Raw genomic sequence first — 17,742 nt, forward strand, 5'->3', positions numbered from 1 at the left:
AAGATTCTCCCGACCGGGATTTCAGGAAGAAACCCCATACTGTCACCACACCACCAACCGAGGAGTTCACCCACGATGCCAACCTGGACTCAAATTTACGCCCCGCTGGGGGGTAGCCTGTGGCTATCGGCCTTCGTCGCCGCGATCCCCATCATCTTCTTTTTCGTCGCGTTGGCGGTCTTGCGGATGAAGGGCCATATCGCCGCCCTGATCACCGTGGCGCTCGCCATCCTGGTCGCGGTCGTCGTCTATCAAATGCCGGTATCAATGGCGCTGGCGGCGACCGGCTACGGCTTCCTGTACGGCTTGTGGCCGATTTCCTGGATCATCGTCGCCGCCGTGTTTCTGTACAAGCTGACGGTCAAAACCGGCCAGTTCGAGATCATCCGTTCGTCGGTGCTGTCGATCACTGGCGACCAGCGCCTGCAAATGATCCTGGTCGGCTTCTGCTTCGGCGCCTTTCTGGAAGGCGCGGCGGGTTTTGGCGCGCCGGTGGCGATCACCGCCGCGCTGCTGGTCGGCCTGGGCTTCAACCCGCTCTACGCCGCCGGTCTGTGCCTGATCGCCAACACCGCGCCGGTGGCCTTCGGCGCGCTCGGCATTCCGATTACGGTGGCGGGCAAAGTCACCAGCACCGACCCCTTTCTGATCGGCCAAATGGCGGGCCGGCAACTGCCGCTGCTCTCGCTGTTCGTGCCGTTCTGGCTGGTGTTTATCATGGATGGCTGGCGCGGCGTGCGGGAAACCTGGCCGGCCATTTTCGTCGCGGCGGCGGCCTTCGCCCTGACCCAGTATTACACCTCCAATCATTGGGCTTATGAATTGCCGGATATTACCTCCGCGCTGGTGAGTCTGGTGGTGATGACGCTGTTTCTGCGCTTCGTTTGGCAGCCCCAACAGGATTTCTCCTTTCAAGGCGCGGGTAATGGCCTGACCGCCGCCCAACATCGCTCACAGTCGCAATACACGCTGGGGCAAATCATCAAGGCGTGGTCGCCTTTCATCGTGTTGACCGTGATGGTGACGATCTGGACATTACCGGCCTTCAAAGGCTTATTCGCCAAAGGCGCACCGCTGGAATCGTGGGTGATGAGCTTCCATATCCCCGGCCTGGACAAGCTGGTGCTGAAAGATGTGCCGATTGTGAAGGCGCTCACGCCGTATGAAGCGGTTTATAAATTCGACGTGCTCTCCGCCACCGGCACCTCGATTCTGCTGGCGGCGGTCATCAGCGCGTTTATTCTGGGCGTCAATATCAAAACCTTTTTCACCACGCTCTGGGAAACCCTGGTGGAACTGGCCCGGCCGATTTTCACTATCGGTCTGGTGCTCGGCTTCGCTTTCATCGCCAACTACTCCGGCGTGTCCTCGACGCTGGGTCTGGCCTTCGCCGCAACCGGCGCGCTGTTCCCGTTCTTCTCGCCGTTCCTGGGCTGGCTTGGCGTGTTCCTGACCGGCTCTGACACCTCCAGCAACGCGCTGTTCGCCAACTTGCAGCAGATCACGGCGCAACAGATTGGCGTTGATCCGACCCTGACCATCGCGGCCAACACCACCGGCGGCGTCACCGGCAAGATGATTTCGCCGCAGTCCATTGCGGTGGCCTGCGCGGCGGCGGGCTTGGTGGGCAAGGAATCCGATCTGTTCCGCTTCACCTTGAAGCACAGCCTGTTCTTCGCGGTGATCATCGGTATCATCACCTACCTTCAGGCCTATCACCTGCAATGGATGATTCCGGCGGCAACGGCGGTCGTGCGCTGACGCATTGATCCTGGTGCGGCCCCCTGTTCTGTTCGCCTCGGGGCCGCATTCGTTTTAGCGGGACAAGAGTTCTTGGTATTGGGCGCGCATAACTTTCTTATCGAGCTTGCCGACGCTAGTTTTCGGCAGGCTGTCCACCACCAACACGCGGTCGGGGATCGCCCACTTGGACAGGGTTCCCTGATCGACCCAGCCCTTCAGCCAGTCGCAAAAATCGCGTTCCGCAAACGATTCGAGCGAATCACGCTTGGGCACCACCAACACCACCGGCCGCTCGCCCCATTTTTGATCGGGAATACCGATCACAGCCGCTTCCGCGACCGCCGGATGCTGGAGGATCAAATCTTCCAGCGCGAGTGATGAGAGCCATTCACCGCCGGTCTTGATGGCGTCTTTCAGCCGGTCGGTGATTTTCAGATAGCCCTCTTCATCAATGACGCCGATGTCGCCCGTATGCAGATAGCCACCACGCCAGAGCCGCTCGGAGTTTTCAGGGTCTTTAAGATAACCCTGGGTCAGCCACGGCGCCCGAACCACCACCTCGCCGGGCGTCTTGCCATCGTGAGGCATCTCATTCATCGCTTCGTCCACAATCCGCAGGTCGACCCAAGCAACGGGCAGGCCGGTCTTGCAGCGAATGTCCAGTTGCCGCTCTTCATCCCACGCCAGCATGTGCGGTTTCAGATGCGCCAAGGTCAAAATCGGACAGGTCTCCGACAGGCCATAACCGGCGAAGATGTCAACGCCCCGCGCACGCGCTTGTTGGGCCAATACCCGTGGCAACGCCGCGCCGCCGATGATCACCTTCCAGCGCGATAAATCGGTTTGATCGACGCTGGGATGAGTCAGCAGCATTTGCAGGATGGCGGGTACGCAGTGGGAAAAGGTCACCTTTTCCCGTGCGATGAGCGCCAGCAGCCGTTCGGGCACATAGCGGCCGGGATAGACCTGCTTGACCCCCAGCACAGTCGCCACATAGGGCACGCCCCAGGCATGAACGTGAAACATCGGCGTGATCGGCAGGTACACGTCATCGCCGTGGAAGCTGCCCTGGCCGGTTTTGGCGAGGGCGGACAGCACACCAAGGGTATGCATCACCAACTGGCGGTGGCTGAAATAAACCCCCTTGGGTAAGCCGGTGGTGCCGGTGGTATAGAAGGTGGTGGCGCGGGTGTGTTCGGAGAAATCGGGAAAGTCGTCATGAGGATCGCTGGCGGCGAGCAGCGCTTCGTATTCGTCGGCGATGTCCAGGGTCGTCGTTGGGGCTTGTCCGGCATCGTCCAGCAAGACGAATTGCTTAACGGGATCGATGCGGTCGCGGATCGATTCCAGGATCGGCAGAAATTCCGTGTTGACCAGGATCACGTCATCTTCGGCGTGATTGATGGTGTAGAGAATTTGCTCGGCGGACAAGCGGATATTGATGGTATGCAGCACCGCACCCAGCATCGGCACCGCGAAAAAGCATTCCAGATAGCGGTGGCTGTCCCAATCCATCACCGCGACGGTATCGCCGGGCTGGACGCCCAACCGAGCCAGCCCGCTGGCCAACCGACCCACCCGCTCGCCCAGATCGCGGTAGGTTTGCCGCTTGAAATCACCGTAGACGATCTCCTGATTGGGGAATTGGCGAACGGGGGAGCGGAGCAGATTCTTGATCAAGAGCGGGCCATCGTAGGCCGAGGGCGTGCGATCAATGAGCGTTGTGGGCATGGTGATTTCCTCTGAGCATGGAAAATTTCAATAGCGAAGCGGAATGAAGCCACTTTTCAGCCGCCTTCCTGTTCCATGCGCTGCAATCGCTTAAATGGATTCACGCCACGCAAAAGATTGTCGCATCGCTCACGGCGTCCCGGAGTGCCGCAGCGGAGTTGCTAAGGCCGCGTCGGGATGCACCCTGCCGATTCACGGAGTTCGGTGGGTCGTCACGAACTCGGTAATGTCGTCCAGTACCGGGGCCAGCCAGCGCAACGGCCACGCCAGCGCGCCGATGGTGGTGTAGTGATTGAGCGCGCCATAACGTTTGACCACAACCGAAACGCCGACGCGGTGCAAAGCATCCGCCAACGCCGCGCTGTTACGGTTCGGATCGACCAGTTCATCGGGATCAGCGACAATCAACAACGTCGGCGGTGCGGCGGCGGTAACGTGGCTGATCGGCTGAGTGTCCATGGCCGTAGCAGGCCAATCGAACACCGGCATGACGTCGGGAACCTGAATCGGCAGAAAGTTGTAGGGGCCGGCCAAGCCGATGAAACCGGCGATTGCTCTTGGCGACAGTCCTTCGGCCGCCAACCAACGCGCATCATAAGCCAGCATGGCCGCGTTGTAGGCGCCGGCGCTATGGCCGATCAGATAGACCCGGCGCGGATCGCCGCCATACCGAGATGCTTGGCGCAAGGTCCAACCCACAGCAGCGGCGCAGTCGCGTAAAAAATCTGGATAGCGAACTTCAGGATACAGCCGATAATCCGGCACTACCACCACGAAACCGCGTGCGGCCAGCGCCGCCGCCGCGAAGCGATAATCGGCGCGCTCGCCGTAGCGCCAACTGCCACCGTAGAAAAAAATCAGCACCGGCGCTGGCTGGCGGGTTCCATCAGGCTGGTAAAGATCAAGCCAGTGACGCGAACCCGAACCGTAGGCGAGACGGGTCGGGCCGCCATAGCCCGCGTCGGGGGTCAATCCGTTGATGAGCGTACTTGATGTACAGGCTGCCAAGCCGAGCGCCAGCAGGCCTGTGATGATGGCGCGGCCCATTGGCATGAACCTGCCCGATTTCTTGTCACGACGTATCACGGCTTGTCACAGATTGTCAGGTCGGGACATCAAGATTAGCCGATGACGTCATAGCGTTGTATGTCGGGCGGCGCAGCCAGCAATGCGGCCGCTTGCGTTAAAGCTTGTTGCACATGCGCGGATTTCAGGTGCTGGTCGATAGCGGCATCATCGGCCCATGTTTCGATGAACGTGAAATCGGCTGGCTGTTCCCGATTTTGCAGTAACAAATACCGGTGGCATCCAACCTCCTGACGAGTCGGCGACAGCAGCGCCACCAACACTGCTTGCAATGCCGCGACGGCATCCGGCTTGGCGGTGATGCGGGCAACAACGTGAACGGTAGATTCGCTCATGGGTGTTCGGTCCTCAACGATGAAATCGGCCTACAGCATTGGCAAAGATCGTGGGTAACCACTCTTTCAAAGGCATCGTCCTTGGTTTGACTGACCGTCGCCACAGTAGCGGCGGATGGCCACCGCTCGCCAGGAAACCGCGCTATTTCACAGTGCGGCTTCTTAACTGACTCATGCGCTGAAAAAACCGATTTAGATGCAGCGGTCAATGGATAAAAAGTTGCGCAAAACCCACCCGCTGCAAGCAAGGGAGCACACGCTCAATGCCGTCACAATGAATGATTCCGGCGGCGACGGCGGTCGTGCGCTGACAGGAAATCGAGGCCCCAATAAACCCTTATTGGGGCCAAAACTCTCTATGCTTTTAAACCGACAAACCCATCAGAGACCATAACCAACACTCTTGGCTTTTCGTTCTTCATAAATGCCGGCAAACAAGAGATAAATCAGTTTTTGGATTTGAAAGCTCTTTCACAAAACGCCAAAGATTGGGCTGGAAAATATCGTCATGGCCGCCGATGACTTGAGCATTTGCGTAAAGATTCCACAATGGAAATCGAGCCGGATCAGAGACAAGAGGATTTTTGAACTCTGCACAGCTTATGGCCTGATTATCCATCGAGACGGAAGGATCATGACCCATTGCTAGGTTATGGGTACGATAGCGCTCAATGTGCCCGATGGTATGCGTATTGGCGACCTTCTCAATGCGATCAGCATAATTTTGAGTATACCCCTCATCCTCGCTCACCCAACCTTCGTGTTGCAGCATCGTATTAATGGTGCGCCCCATCGGGAACGCGATTCGGGTGGCGAGATCCGCTTGAGAAGTGATTGACACAAAGATCGGGCGCAGCGGTTTTGAGTCAACAGGCGACCGACCATCAGAGTCTAAATCAGGGTCTTTGGCGGCTTGGAATAACGGCTCGAATCGGGCGGCCTCAAAAGCCGGGTTTAACAGCAGCACAAGGTCGGCAATCGGTTGACGGTTTGCCGAAACGGCTGACTCAAACAGCGATTCCGCGATGGAATTGTAAAGAATCAAACCGCCAAAACTATGCCCGATCAGCGTTAAGCTGACGGTTCGCTTCGGTAATCTCGACAGATCATCACGACTGGCCGCGTGGCGTATGGAGCGAAGCCGAGAAATCAGTTCGCGGATAGAGCCGCGCGCAATATGATCGGCTGCTCCCTTCCGATCATAGAACGTCACGCTTTGAAGCGCCGGAGCAACATCCAGCACCGCCCCCCGCCAACCAACATAAATACCCACCGTGCGAGCATCCATCCCATCGGCCAAAATTGGCAGCACCTCATTGCGGAAATGACGGACATTCTCATCATCACACGCCGCCGAATGTTTCCAGCCATGGATATACAACACGATGTTAAGCGCTTTTTCACCACGACTTTTCAAGAGATCAAGAGCCGTTTTAAATTGCGCTCGATCATGGAACAAGCCTTGGTCGGTCAGTTCAACATAAGCAATCTGATGCTGGGTTTTATCAATATTTTCCACAGAATTCCGGCAGCTTGACGGCTGGGTTGAGGCCGGTTCACCTTCCTGAACACTGTAAACTTTGCGATAAGATTCTGTAGAGGTGCATCCCACCATCATGGTCAATAGTAAAATTTCGCACGCCATCAACAATCGCATGGCAATCTCCCTTTAATAGAGCCAATTCCAGATCAGCGGATGAGGATTCAATGCAGACCAGATCTGCTAAAAGTCTCTCTAAATATCCCTCACCGCTCCGCTAAAAACCCCGAAGATGAGCTTAAAAGCATAGCCTGGCTGCCCAGAATTGACCCTAATATCAGGAAAACACCATCGCTTTCCGTTGAGCTATAGACGTTGGATAATTTCCTCCGCCATCTGTCGGGTTGTCAGTTTGCCGCCTAAATCAGCGGTACGCGCGTCAGCGGTGATGGTGGCATCGACCGCTTTTTCGATGGAGGCGGCTTCCTGCTCCAGACCCAGCGAATGCCGCAGCAACAAAGCACACGACAAAATCATGCCGATGGGATTGGCGATGCCTTTACCGGCAATATCAGGGGCCGAACCATGAATCGGTTCGTACAGCCCGACCCGGCCTTCACCCAGGCTGGCCGAGGGCAACATGCCCATTGATCCCGCCAGCACCGACGCCTCATCGGTCAGAATGTCGCCGAACATATTTTCGGTCACCATGACATCGATCCACGCCGGGCCGGTGATCAGGCGCATGGCAGCGGTATCGACCAGCACATGCTCCAATGCCGTATCCGGGTTCGCCTTGCCGATTTGCACCGCAACCTGCCGCCACAAGCGCGACGATTCCAGCACATTGGCCTTGTCTACCGAGGTCACTTTTTTCTTGCGACTCTTGGCCAGCTTGAAGGCCAGCTCCATCACCCGGCGGATTTCGTAATCGTAATATTCCAGGGTATCGACGGCGCGTTCGCGGCCATCCTTGCTATCACGGCCTTTCGGCCAGCCGAAATATAGGCCACCGGTTAATTCACGGATCACCAGAATATCGACGCCTTGCAGCTTCTCCGGCTTGAGCGGGGAAGAATCGATCAAGGCCGGATGGACTTTCACTGGCCGCAAATTGGCGAATACACCCAAGCCTTTACGCAAGGCCAATAAGCCCCGCTCCGGGCGATCCTTGGCGTTCGGATCATCCCACTTTGGCCCGCCGACCGCGCCCAACACCACCGCATCCGCCGCTTGGCAATCGGCCAGGGTTTCCTCAGTCAGTGAGGAACCGAATTGATCGATGGAGCAACCGCCCATCAGCCGTTCCTGATAAGTCCATTCGTGTTTGAATTTCCCCGCGATGGCATCCATAACCCGAACCGCTTCAGCGACCACTTCCGGGCCAATCCCGTCACCAGGGAGTAAGACAAGCTTCGCTTTCATGATTTTTGTGTTCCTGCGGGCACGGTACTGGCGCGCCCTGGTTGATTCATTTTAATGGGCGACCGACAGCCCGTATTCCACAGCATCGACCAGCGCTTGCCAGGATGCCTCAATGATATTGGCGCTGGCGCCGACCGTACTCCACAGCCGGGTGGTATTACGAGTGTCGATCAAGACGCGGGTGATCGCATCAGTGCCGTTTTGGCCGTCCAGAATACGGACTTTGTAATCAGCCAAATTGAAGGCGGAGATCTGCGGATAGTGACCGATCAGGGCCTTGCGCAACGCCAGATCAAGCGCGTTGACCGGGCCGTTACCCTCGGCGGCGGTGTGCAACACCTCATCGCCCACCTTCACTTTCACCATCGCCTCGGCAAAGATGCCTCGCCCTTGGCGATGTTCGACATTGACCAAAAAATCGATCAGCTCGAACACTGGCTTGTAGTCGGGCTGCTGGCGTTTGAGCATCATGGCGACCGAGGCTTCAGCCGCTTCGAAGGAAAAACCGCGCGCTTCCAGTTCCTTTACATCCTTGAGCACGCCCGCCACATCCACCGCACTCCCAACCGCGACGCCATGCTCCTCGGCCTTGCTGATAATGTTGGCCCGGCCCGACAGCGCGGACACCACCACCCGCATCTTGTTACCCACCTGCTCCGGCGCAACGTGCTGATAAGATTGCTCGCAGCGACGCATCGCGGCCACATGCACCCCGCCCTTGTGGGCGAACGCGCTCTTGCCGACATACGGCAGATGGTCATTCGGGGTGACGTTGGCCACCTCATCAACGAAATGCGACAGCTCCGACAGCTTCTCCAAGCCCCCGTCTGGCAGGCAGCGGCGGCCCATCTTTAATTCCAGATTGGCCATGATCGAGCACAGGTTGGCGTTACCGCAGCGCTCGCCGACCCCATTGATGGTGCCTTGCACCTGGGTTGCTCCCTCACGGACTGCGATCAGGGCGTTAATGGCCGCGCATTCGCTGTCATTGTGAGTATGAATGCCGAAGGGATGCTGGATCGCTGCCTTCATCTCGCGGATGATGCTTTCTGCTTCCCACGGCAGGGTGCCGCCGTTGGTATCACACAGCACCACCGTTTCCGCACCGCCGCGCACCGCCGCCTTCAGCGTTTCGACCGCATAGACTGGATCGGCCTTGAAGCCGTCGAAGAAATGCTCGGCGTCATAAATCACTCGACGGCCCGCCGCCCGCAAATAGGCAATGGATTGCTCAATAATCCGCAGGTTATCGTCCAGCGTCGTCAGCAACACCTCGGTAACGTGCAGGTTCCAGGTTTTGCCGAACAGGGTGCAGACCGGGGTGTGCGCATTGAGCAAGGCTTGAATATTCGCATCGTCCTCCGGCCCGCCCTTGACCCGGCAGGTCGAACCAAACGCGGTAATCAGCGCGGTTTTCCATTCCATCTCGCGGGCACGCTCGAAAAATTCTGCATCCTTGGGGTTGGAACCGGGCCAGCCACCTTCGATGAAGGCGATGCCCAACTCATCCAACCGGCGGGCCACGCGGAGCTTGTCGTGCGCCGACAAGGTAAACCCTTCGCTTTGAGTCCCATCGCGTAGGGTGGTATCGTAGATTTGAATCAATGACATGAGATTATCTTCCGGCTCCAAGCGCTGCGCTCTTTTTGCAAAAATTGGGGGCGTAATTTTGTATTTTCGCAGACCTTGGCGATCTTAGCCAAATGCTGAACAAAGCCTTGCCTGACTGGGGCGGCGTCAGCCCCAAACTCACAGTGGACGGAATCTGCGGACCACTTACCAAAGCTGCGATCCGCCGATTCCAACAGATCCAGCTCTCGACTTATTTCAGGCCCGATGGGCGGCTTGATCCAGGGCAGTGCACATTACGTCGGCTCAATCATATGCTGCCGCCAGGGTCAATGATCGGATGGACCAGATCTGGCACAAGTAGATGTATAGGGCGCAACGGTTGAGCTGTGAGATGGTCGCTCTCGACCTACAGCCGCTCAATGCGCCTCATCCCAATTAGCGCCGATGCCGACATCAACCTCCAGCGGTACTCTCAGATCCGCTGCCCCGACCATGACCGCCCGGATACACTCCTCAGCTTGATCCGCCTTGGCCTCAGCTACTTCGAACACCAGTTCGTCGTGAACCTGCATCAGCATCCGCGCCGGAAAACTGGATTCCCGCAGCCAACGGTCCACCCCCAACATCGCCCGCTTGATGATATCGGCGGCGGTGCCTTGCATCGGTGCATTGATCGCGGCCCGTTCCGCCGCTTGACGGCGTTGTGCATTTCTTGAACGGATATCCGGCAAATAAAGCCGCCGTCCAAAGACGGTTTCCACATAACCCCGCTCGGCAGCTTGACGACGAGTCTCTTCCATATAGACCTTGACCCGTGGATAACGCGCAAAATAACGTTCCACATAATCCCGCGCTGCGCTGCGCTCAATGCCCAGTTGCTGCGCCAAGCCAAAGGGTGACATTCCATAAATCAGCCCGAAGTTGATCGCCTTGGCGCTACGCCGCTGCTCAGCGCTGACAGCGGCCAAATCCACGCCAAACACCTCGGCGGCAGTGGCGCGATGCACGTCGGCACCGGTGCGGAAAGCGCTCAGTAACCCCGGATCATCCGACAGATGCGCCATGATCCGTAACTCGATTTGCGAGTAATCGGCCGCTAGCATGACCCAACCAGCTTCCGGTACGAAAGCTTGACGGATGCGTCGCCCTTCCAGGGTGCGGATGGGAATATTTTGTAGATTAGGGTCCGAGGAAGACAGCCGACCCGTGCTGGTCACTGCCTGATGGTAGGACGTGTGAACCCGGCCGGTACGGCGCTGAATCTGCTCAGGCAATCGGTCGGTGTAAGTGGATTTCAGCTTGCTTAAGGTGCGATGCTCCAGAATGACGCGCGGCAGCGGATAAGTGAGCGCCAGTTCCTGCAACACGTCTTCAGCAGTGGAAGTTTGGCCCGTAGCGGTTTTCTTTCCGGCTGGCAACCTCATCCGTTCAAACAAAATCGCTTGCAGTTGTTTAGGAGAAGCAAGATTAAACCGTTCACCGGCCAGTTCATACGCCTGCTGTTCCAATTCCCAAATCCGCTTGGCCAATTCACTGCTCTGCTGGCGCAAGTGCGCGGCGTCTACCTGGACTCCAACCCGCTCCATGGCAGTTAAAACGGCAATCAACGGGATTTCGATTTCTTCATACAGCCAACGTAAGCCAGGCTCCCGCTCTACGTTCGGCCACAGACAGTGATGCAGTCGTAAGGTGACATCGGCATCTTCAGCAGCATAAGGTCCGGCCTGCTCTAGGCTGACCTGATTGAAGGTCAACTGCTTGGCGCCTTTACCGGCCACATCTTCAAAATGAATCGTTCGCAGATTCAGATGGCGTTCGGCCAATGAATCCAAGTCATGACGAGCAGTTGAATCAAGCACATAAGATTGCAGCAGGGTATCGTGGCGAATGCCATTGAGTGCGATGCCGTGATTGGCGAGTACATGCGAATCGTACTTGAGATTCTGGCCTAGCTTGGGTCGTGCTGGGTCCTCCAACAACGAGCGCAGCCGTTCTAAAATCTGCTCGCGATTGAGCTGATCCGGTGCGCCGGGGTAGTCATGCGCCAATGGGACATAAGCGGCCTGGCGCGGGCTGATTGCGAATGACACACCGACGATCTGGGCCTCCAGATAGTTCAGGCTGGTGGTTTCCGTGTCGAATGCGAACAGATCGGCGGTTTGTAGGCGGCCCAACCACCCATCGAATGCGACCTGCTCCAGGATAATTTCATAGGTGGTCGGTCCGTCGTCGGTCGCAACCGCCGAATTCGGGGTTGGCTGCTCCAGCGCCGTTGTGTCCGGCGCAGTGCTGATCCGCTCCGGCGCTTCAACCGCCAACTCCCGCAACCAGGCGCGAAACTCGTAGCGCTGATAGAGCATCCGCAGGGCGGCAGTGTCGGGTGGCGTCGGGCGTAGCCCTTCAAACGCCAGCGGCAAAGGAACTTGGCAGTCCAAGGTCGCCAACTGACGGGACAACGGGAGTTGCGCTAAACCGGCTCGCAGCTTGTCACCGATTTTGCCGGAGATATCGGCCGCACCAGCCATCAGCGCATCCAACGAACCATGCTGGCGCAACCATTTGGCGGCAGTCACTGCACCCACGCCCGGTACGCCGGGGATGTTATCGGCAGTATCACCCACCAGCGCCAGCCAATCCACCATCAGCGCGGGCGGCACACCGAATTTCTGCTCCACCCCAGCCACATCGGTCACCACATTCTTCATGGTGTCCAACATCCGCACCTTTTCCCCCACCAACTGCGTTAAGTCCTTGTCGCCACTGACGATCAGCACACTGAATCCCCGCTCGGTCGCTTGCTGGGTCAGGGTACCGATCACATCATCGGCTTCGACACCGGCGACTTGCAGTAGAGGCAATCCCAACGCCCGCACACAGTCGTGCAGGGGTTGGATTTGTTGGATGAGTTGCGGGTCCAGCGGTGGGCGCTGTGCCTTGTATGCGGTAAACAGATCATGGCGAAACGTCTTACCGGGCGCATCAAACACCACAGCCAGATAGTCGGGCCGATAATCGGCCAACAATCGGCGCAACATGTTGAGCACGCCAAACAACGCACCGGTCGGCTCACCGTTTTTAGTACTCAGCGGCGGCAACGCATTGAAGGCGCGGTGCAGCCAAGAGGAGCCATCGACCAGCAGCACTGGCTTGGGCGCGGTCATCGACACCCTATTTCCCCAACATCGACCGGACTAGAATCGCCCGCCGTCATAGTGACGACTCGGCCAATGCCTGCGGCATTTCACGGGTCGCCAATGCTTCCCGAACGGCCGCATACACCGCATGAATCGGCACGCCCCGCTCCAGCGCCAGTCGTTTGCAATCCTCGTACTGGGGTTTACCACGCAGGGGTCGGCCCTGATAGTGAGCGATCTTGACCGATACCTGACCGTAGCGGGTCACCACCCGAGCGTTTTCTCGTACCAGCATGGTACACGCAACTGAAGAGCGACTCACTGCCAATGCCGTGGTTTCGGTCAGCAGCAATTCGGTCAGCGTGGACACTAACGCTGGCGCGCACAGCACGCTAACCACCATCGCGGGTCGATTTCTCTTCATCAGCACCGGCGTTAACCAAAGATCACGCGCACCGGCCGCCGACAGCAACTCCAGTACATGGTCATAGCATTCCGGGTTCATGTCGTCGATGCTACATTCGAGCAGACAGAGTTCCCCCTGGTCGGTTTCCGCATCCAACTCGCCAAGATAAACCCGCAAGACATCAGGGATAGGCCCCTCGCGATGACCGATTCCGTAACCCACCCGATTCACCGAAAGCTTGGGTTGTGCCACAAACTGGTCAACGAAGGTCGCCAGCAGCGCGGCCCCTGTTGGCGTGGTCGCTTCGAACGGCACCGCGCCGAACCGTAGCGGCATCCCCTTGAGCAATTCCAGAGTCGTTGGCACGGGTACTGGCAATATGCCGATCTCGCGCTCAACCAGGCCACCGCCCATTTGCACTGGCGAGCACAAGATCCGATCCACGTTTAATCGACTGAGGGCGATGGCTCCGGCGACGATATCGACGATGGTATTGAGCGCTCCAACCTCGTGAAGCTGGAGTTGCTCCGGTAACGTACCATGGAGACGAGCTTCGGTTGCAGCCAAGCGTTGGAACACGGCCAGGGCACGCCCGCGCACGTTCTCCTTTAACGAACTGGCGCTGATCAACCCTTCGATCTCGGCCAAGTCACGACGCGGCGGCTGTTGCGGGTCGATCACCACGCGCACTTGCGTACCCGAAATGCCCTTGCGGTTGGCGTGACTGGCTTGTAAGCCGTAGCCTTCCAAGCCCAAGCTGGCCAATTCGACGGTCAGTTCGTCGTAATCGACCCCAAGATCAAGCAATGCGGCTAAATGCGTATCGCCGCTGATGCCAGCAAAACAGTCGTAATACAGGACACTCATGGTCGGCGTCCGCTCAGTTGAAGCTGGTAATGATCAAAAAAGATATTCACCCTATACCTCCTGTTCGGGGGATTTGGAAAGAGGCCGCTGGGCTTTGTGCTGGATCGGATGGCCGTCCACATAGATCGCCCGATAGGGCCGAACCGGGCAGGCATTTTCGCAAGCGCCACAACCGACGCATAGATTTTCTCTGACCTCTGGAATCATCAGGCCATCCTGATAAGAGAGCAGATGCACCGCCTTGGTCGGACAATAGTCGGCACAAACGCCGCAAGCGACGTGGTCGGTATACACGATACAGTTGTCGCGAACAAACCGAGAGACACCCATCTGGACTGTTTGCTTGCTCGCCAAATCCAGTGGACGAATCGCACCGGTCGGACAGATTTGCCCGCACCGGTTGCATTCATAGCTGCAATAGCCAGCCTCGTAGTCCAACCGAGGCTGTAGCAGGCCGGACAGACCATACTCCAGCAAAGCCGGTTGCAATACGCCGTAGGGGCAGGCACTCACACACAGATGGCAAGCGGTACACAGATCGTTGAAGCGGCTTAACTGCTCGGCGCCGGGCGGCGCCACCGGCCAAGCCTTTCGGTGGTTGACCGTGCTCGGTAACCGGTTACGCGGCTTGGCGCCAAACCCGTCGCGGTGGCCCAGCCCGCCGTATCCGATCAGCACCAACCCTGTGCCCCGCAGTAGCGTCCGCCGCGTCATCGACTTTTGACTGGGTGGCAAATGAGTGGGGGGTGTAGGATAAAACCTTACCGGCTGGGGACTCGCATAACCGATACCGTGTGCCTCACACACCGTGATGCAGTTATAACAGGCTACGCAGCGACTAAAATCGACCTCCTTGGTTTTCAGGCGAATGCAGCCGGCCTTGCAATGGATGGAGCACTGCGCACAGACGATGCAAGCACTTTGGGGAATCCTGATCTTGAACAGTGCAAAGCGCGCCACCAACCCCAGCAGGGTACCCACCGGACACAAGGTATTACAAAACAGCCGGCCTCGCGTGGCGCTCAACCACAGTAATCCGATCAGAAAGGCGGTTGGAAACACCAGCGCCGCAACCGATGGCGGCTTCCATTGCAGGGGCAACGGGCCGTTGATCCCAAAGCTTTCCAGCAATTGCCCCAGGTCGTTGTGGGCAAGGACATAGAGCGGGCGCAGCAGATCAGCGGCGATCCGACCGTAATTGCTGAAGGGGTCCAGGAGGGCAAGCCCTACTACACTACCGCTTAAGAACAAGCCAACCGCCAGCACCAACACCCCGTAACGCAGCATGTTGTTGGGCGGCTGAAACAGGAATTTAACTCGGCGTGGCCACCGCAGCTTACGGGCGATACGGATCGCGATATCTTGTAAGGTGCCAAGCGGACACAGCATTGAACAGTACACGCGGCCAAACAGCAGCGTGAGCGCCAGAACCGCCAGAAAGCCGGTCGCGCCCCAGGCCAAGGTCTGGGTAAATTTCAGCAGCGACGGCACAAATTGCGGGTAGAGCACCACACTGGCGATGGGCGTTTCGCCGATCCAGTCGAAATCCACGAACAGCAGGGTCATCAGTATGAGATACACCAGCGATACTACGACCCGAATTTTTTTCAACCAGATCTGTTTCACGGCTGTCCGCTCGTAACTGTCGGCTTGCTCGCATGGCACAGAAGATCTAAAACTGAACGAGCGGTTGTTTGCAGCCGCCGGCTTGTCCGCGCACGGCATAGAGATCGTTCACTGATTGGCAAGCCCCTCGTGGATTACTTGTGCAAAGGCTGCCCCGCTCCCCTTCTGCATCCGCTCTACCGTATTCCGTATTTAGAAAAAGGGCGCTCAATTCGCCCGCAAGCGCGCGGCAAATCGCGTCGGCAGTTCGTCCAGTTGGCTGACGATGACATCGGGTTCGATATCCCAGGGATCGAACACGAAATCCGGCTGACGTTTGACCCAAACGGCGCGCAGACCGGCAGCTTTGGCACCGATGACATCCCAAGCGTTACTGGATATCAGCCAGGTATCCCCCGCCGCGCGGCCCGTGCGCTGCGCCAAATAGGCATACACCGCTGGATCGGGCTTGAAAGTGCGTAGATCATCCACGCTAACCACATCCTCCAAATGCGGCAAAACCCCGGCATTGGCCAGCAAGGCGCGAATGCTCGCTTCGACGCCGTTGGAAAACGCCATCAATCGATGGCCTTGCTGTTTAAGGGCGGCTAGACTCGCAACGACTTCAGAAAATACCGGCAGACGGAGATACGCATTCAGCAAACGCGCCTGATCGGATTCTGGCAATGCACAGCGGAGTGCCTGCTGGGTATAGAGCAGAGCTTGTCGGGTGCAAACGTCGAAATCGACATAGCGCCGCATCAAGCCACGCCGGAATGAGAATTCCAGTTGCTTCGTGCGCCAAAGCGCAGCAAACGGAATCGCGTGTTCGCCAACCAGGGCCGCTAATGGTTCAGCGAGTGCCAAAGGATCGACTAGTGTACCGTATACATCAAATCCCAAGGCGTATGTCCGATTCTTATCCGTATTATCCACAACCACCCTCACTGCCTTTTACTTTTGGGAATGAAACCGCTGATGGGCTACCAACCGGTGCTGAGCTAACCCGCCTTGATGACGGCAACCGCAAGCGTGAACCAAGCAGCCAACAAGGCTATACCGCCTAGTGGCGTCACCGCACCAAGCCACCGAACCCCGCTCAGGCTCAAAGCGTACAGGCTACCGGAGAATAGGAGTAAACCCAAAACCATCAAACCACCGGACCACCGTAGCAGCGTGGCAGACGGCAGCCACAGCGTCAGTGAGCCGATGACTAACAAGCCTAATGCATGATAAACATGATAATGGACTGCCGTCTCATAGATGGCCATGAGATCGGGACTCAGGATTTTTTTCAGGATATGCGCGCCAAAAGCCCCGGCGGCAACGGCCAAAAACATTCCGCCACTACCCAACGTGAGCCATACTTTGGCCGAAAAATTCATCGTTTTCCTTCGAGATCGACCCGATTTACCGACTCGCTCCGATCAGGGTTTTACATCAAAACCATTCAAGATTGAGGACAAAGGAGCTGTTTTGGGGAAATCGCCGATCAGCCACAAGCGCGCTAACAGATAGGACTACACAAACAGCCAAGGGCCTTAAGGCTGGAAGTTAAAGCTGGCGAAGGGATTCGAACCCCCGACCGGCTGATTACAAATCAGCTGCTCTACCGAACTGAGCTACGCCAGCAACGCGATGCCGTTGATGCAAAACAAGTATATTCGCAATGTCTCAATTTGCTCAACAACGGTTGAAGCCTTAATAAGTCGAATAACCCACCCTGAAACAAACCCTCGTTCAGAAAACCAGATTCCGGTCGGCTTTCTTTAAGAAACTTTACAAGAAAGTTGACAATCTTATTTTTTCTACTGAAAATATGCGACTCAATTTTGGAGGGGTTCCCGAGCGGTCAAAGGGGGCAGACTGTAAATCTGTTGGCTAAGCCTTCGAAGGTTCGAATCCTTCCCCCTCCACCACCACGAAACCGTATTCTAGCGGGTTTGCATGGCGACGCGCTGATTAAAGTGCGACATGGCAAGTCCGAACTTCGCTTGATCGGTAGCGCGGGTGTAGTTCAATGGTAGAACCTCAGCCTTCCAAGCTGATGGTGTGGGTTCGATTCCCATCACCCGCTCCAAACAAGCAAAGGCCCAAGGGTTTTCAGCCCATATAGCTCAGTCGGTAGAGCGCATCCTTGGTAAGGATGAGGTCACCAGTTCAAATCTGGTTATGGGCTCCAACTTGTTTGGTGCTTGATTGTATCCTATATGTTCCGAACTATATCGGGCCCTGAAGTATTTATTAGGGGAGTTCCAGGATGTCCAAAGAAAAGTTTGAGCGAACGAAGCCGCATGTCAATGTAGGGACGATAGGGCATGTAGATCATGGGAAGACGACGTTAACGGCGGCGATCAC

14 protein-coding genes and 4 tRNA genes are annotated in these 17,742 nt (G+C 57.2%); 6 read left to right on the top strand and 12 right to left on the bottom strand.

Annotation, left to right across the window (positions count from 1 at the left end; all coding sequences use genetic code 11):
• The first annotated feature begins 75 nt into the window (after window positions 1–75).
• Window positions 76–1,761 (top strand): lactate permease LctP family transporter, encoded by a 1,686-nt coding sequence (locus tag BN873_RS16275; RefSeq protein ID WP_048676167.1) that lies wholly within the window; start codon window positions 76–78, stop codon window positions 1,759–1,761.
• Window positions 1,762–1,815: 54 nt separating this feature from the next.
• Here the strand turns inward: BN873_RS16275 and BN873_RS16280 are convergent, their stop codons facing one another.
• The 6 genes from BN873_RS16280 to cimA form a co-directional block, all read right to left on the bottom strand.
• A complete protein-coding gene (locus tag BN873_RS16280; protein ID WP_048676170.1) occupies window positions 1,816–3,474 on the bottom strand; it encodes a fatty acid--CoA ligase in 1,659 nt (552 codons plus the stop codon).
• Window positions 3,475–3,666: 192 nt separating this feature from the next.
• A complete protein-coding gene (locus BN873_RS16285; RefSeq protein ID WP_102047058.1) occupies window positions 3,667–4,527 on the bottom strand; it encodes an alpha/beta hydrolase in 861 nt (286 codons plus the stop codon).
• 68 nt (window positions 4,528–4,595) lie between these two features.
• Window positions 4,596–4,895 (bottom strand): putative quinol monooxygenase, encoded by a 300-nt coding sequence (locus BN873_RS16290; protein ID WP_048676175.1) that lies wholly within the window; start codon window positions 4,893–4,895, stop codon window positions 4,596–4,598.
• Between the two features lie 418 nt (window positions 4,896–5,313).
• A complete protein-coding gene (locus BN873_RS16295; protein WP_048676178.1) occupies window positions 5,314–6,552 on the bottom strand; it encodes a hypothetical protein in 1,239 nt (412 codons plus the stop codon).
• Window positions 6,553–6,741: 189 nt separating this feature from the next.
• The gene (gene leuB, locus BN873_RS16300; protein WP_048676181.1) at window positions 6,742–7,800 is read right to left on the bottom strand and encodes a 3-isopropylmalate dehydrogenase; all 1,059 of its coding nucleotides are present in this window, start codon (window positions 7,798–7,800) and stop codon (window positions 6,742–6,744) included.
• A gap of 51 nt (window positions 7,801–7,851) precedes the next feature.
• Complete coding sequence (cimA, locus tag BN873_RS16305; RefSeq protein WP_242434454.1) at window positions 7,852–9,411, bottom strand: citramalate synthase; 1,560 nt, start codon at window positions 9,409–9,411, stop codon at window positions 7,852–7,854.
• 92 nt (window positions 9,412–9,503) lie between these two features.
• Between cimA and BN873_RS21400 the strand changes: the two genes are divergently transcribed.
• A complete protein-coding gene (locus BN873_RS21400) occupies window positions 9,504–9,755 on the top strand; it encodes a peptidoglycan-binding domain-containing protein (RefSeq protein ID WP_374727169.1) in 252 nt (83 codons plus the stop codon).
• A 33-nt stretch (window positions 9,756–9,788) separates the two neighbouring features.
• On the opposite strand, the gene polA is transcribed toward BN873_RS21400, so the two are convergent.
• From polA to BN873_RS16335, 6 genes are all read right to left on the bottom strand, one after another.
• On the bottom strand, window positions 9,789–12,533 hold the full coding sequence (gene polA, locus BN873_RS16310) for a DNA polymerase I (RefSeq protein ID WP_048676184.1): 2,745 nt from the start codon (window positions 12,531–12,533) through the stop codon (window positions 9,789–9,791).
• A 46-nt stretch (window positions 12,534–12,579) separates the two neighbouring features.
• Window positions 12,580–13,779 carry a nickel pincer cofactor biosynthesis protein LarC gene (gene larC, locus BN873_RS16315; RefSeq protein ID WP_048676187.1) on the bottom strand — a complete coding sequence of 400 codons (1,200 nt, stop codon included), beginning with the start codon at window positions 13,777–13,779 and terminating at the stop codon, window positions 12,580–12,582.
• A 51-nt stretch (window positions 13,780–13,830) separates the two neighbouring features.
• The gene (locus tag BN873_RS16320; RefSeq protein WP_071244382.1) at window positions 13,831–15,405 is read right to left on the bottom strand and encodes a 4Fe-4S binding protein; all 1,575 of its coding nucleotides are present in this window, start codon (window positions 15,403–15,405) and stop codon (window positions 13,831–13,833) included.
• 207 nt (window positions 15,406–15,612) lie between these two features.
• Window positions 15,613–16,320 carry a haloacid dehalogenase type II gene (locus tag BN873_RS16325; RefSeq protein WP_082161354.1) on the bottom strand — a complete coding sequence of 236 codons (708 nt, stop codon included), beginning with the start codon at window positions 16,318–16,320 and terminating at the stop codon, window positions 15,613–15,615.
• Between the two features lie 65 nt (window positions 16,321–16,385).
• Window positions 16,386–16,769: a DUF423 domain-containing protein gene (locus tag BN873_RS16330; RefSeq protein ID WP_048676190.1), complete on the bottom strand. Its 384-nt coding sequence runs from the start codon at window positions 16,767–16,769 to the stop codon at window positions 16,386–16,388.
• Window positions 16,770–16,942: 173 nt separating this feature from the next.
• Window positions 16,943–17,016: transfer RNA gene (locus BN873_RS16335), tRNA-Thr, on the bottom strand.
• Window positions 17,017–17,218: 202 nt separating this feature from the next.
• Here BN873_RS16335 and BN873_RS16340 point away from each other — a divergent pair.
• From BN873_RS16340 to BN873_RS19725, 4 genes are all read left to right on the top strand, one after another.
• Window positions 17,219–17,303 (top strand) — tRNA-Tyr (locus tag BN873_RS16340).
• An 87-nt stretch (window positions 17,304–17,390) separates the two neighbouring features.
• Window positions 17,391–17,464 (top strand) — tRNA-Gly (locus tag BN873_RS16345).
• A gap of 26 nt (window positions 17,465–17,490) precedes the next feature.
• Window positions 17,491–17,566 (top strand) — tRNA-Thr (locus BN873_RS16350).
• Between the two features lie 78 nt (window positions 17,567–17,644).
• Window positions 17,645–17,742, top strand: a 98-nt coding sequence (locus BN873_RS19725) for a GTP-binding protein (RefSeq protein WP_001363157.1), incomplete at its 3' end; no start/stop codon positions are given.

This window comes from Candidatus Competibacter denitrificans Run_A_D11 (assembly GCF_001051235.1).
Taxonomy (GTDB): domain Bacteria; phylum Pseudomonadota; class Gammaproteobacteria; order Competibacterales; family Competibacteraceae; genus Competibacter_A; species Competibacter_A denitrificans.

Excerpts from the sequence above, each read along its gene's own strand:
- BN873_RS16280 (WP_048676170.1), bottom strand. The coding sequence starts at position 3,474 with ATGCCCACAACGCTCATTGATCGCACGCCCTCGGCCTACGATGGCCCG.
- BN873_RS16285 (WP_102047058.1), bottom strand. The coding sequence starts at position 4,527 with ATGCCAATGGGCCGCGCCATCATCACAGGCCTGCTGGCGCTCGGCTTG.
- cimA (WP_242434454.1), bottom strand. The coding sequence starts at position 9,411 with ATGTCATTGATTCAAATCTACGATACCACCCTACGCGATGGGACTCAA.
- BN873_RS16290 (WP_048676175.1), bottom strand. The coding sequence starts at position 4,895 with ATGAGCGAATCTACCGTTCACGTTGTTGCCCGCATCACCGCCAAGCCG.
- BN873_RS16275 (WP_048676167.1), top strand. The coding sequence starts at position 76 with ATGCCAACCTGGACTCAAATTTACGCCCCGCTGGGGGGTAGCCTGTGG.
- polA (WP_048676184.1), bottom strand. The coding sequence starts at position 12,533 with ATGACCGCGCCCAAGCCAGTGCTGCTGGTCGATGGCTCCTCTTGGCTG.
- BN873_RS16330 (WP_048676190.1), bottom strand. The coding sequence starts at position 16,769 with ATGAATTTTTCGGCCAAAGTATGGCTCACGTTGGGTAGTGGCGGAATG.
- leuB (WP_048676181.1), bottom strand. The coding sequence starts at position 7,800 with ATGAAAGCGAAGCTTGTCTTACTCCCTGGTGACGGGATTGGCCCGGAA.
- BN873_RS16295 (WP_048676178.1), bottom strand. The coding sequence starts at position 6,552 with ATGCGATTGTTGATGGCGTGCGAAATTTTACTATTGACCATGATGGTG.
- BN873_RS21400 (WP_374727169.1), top strand. The coding sequence starts at position 9,504 with ATGCTGAACAAAGCCTTGCCTGACTGGGGCGGCGTCAGCCCCAAACTC.
- larC (WP_048676187.1), bottom strand. The coding sequence starts at position 13,779 with ATGAGTGTCCTGTATTACGACTGTTTTGCTGGCATCAGCGGCGATACG.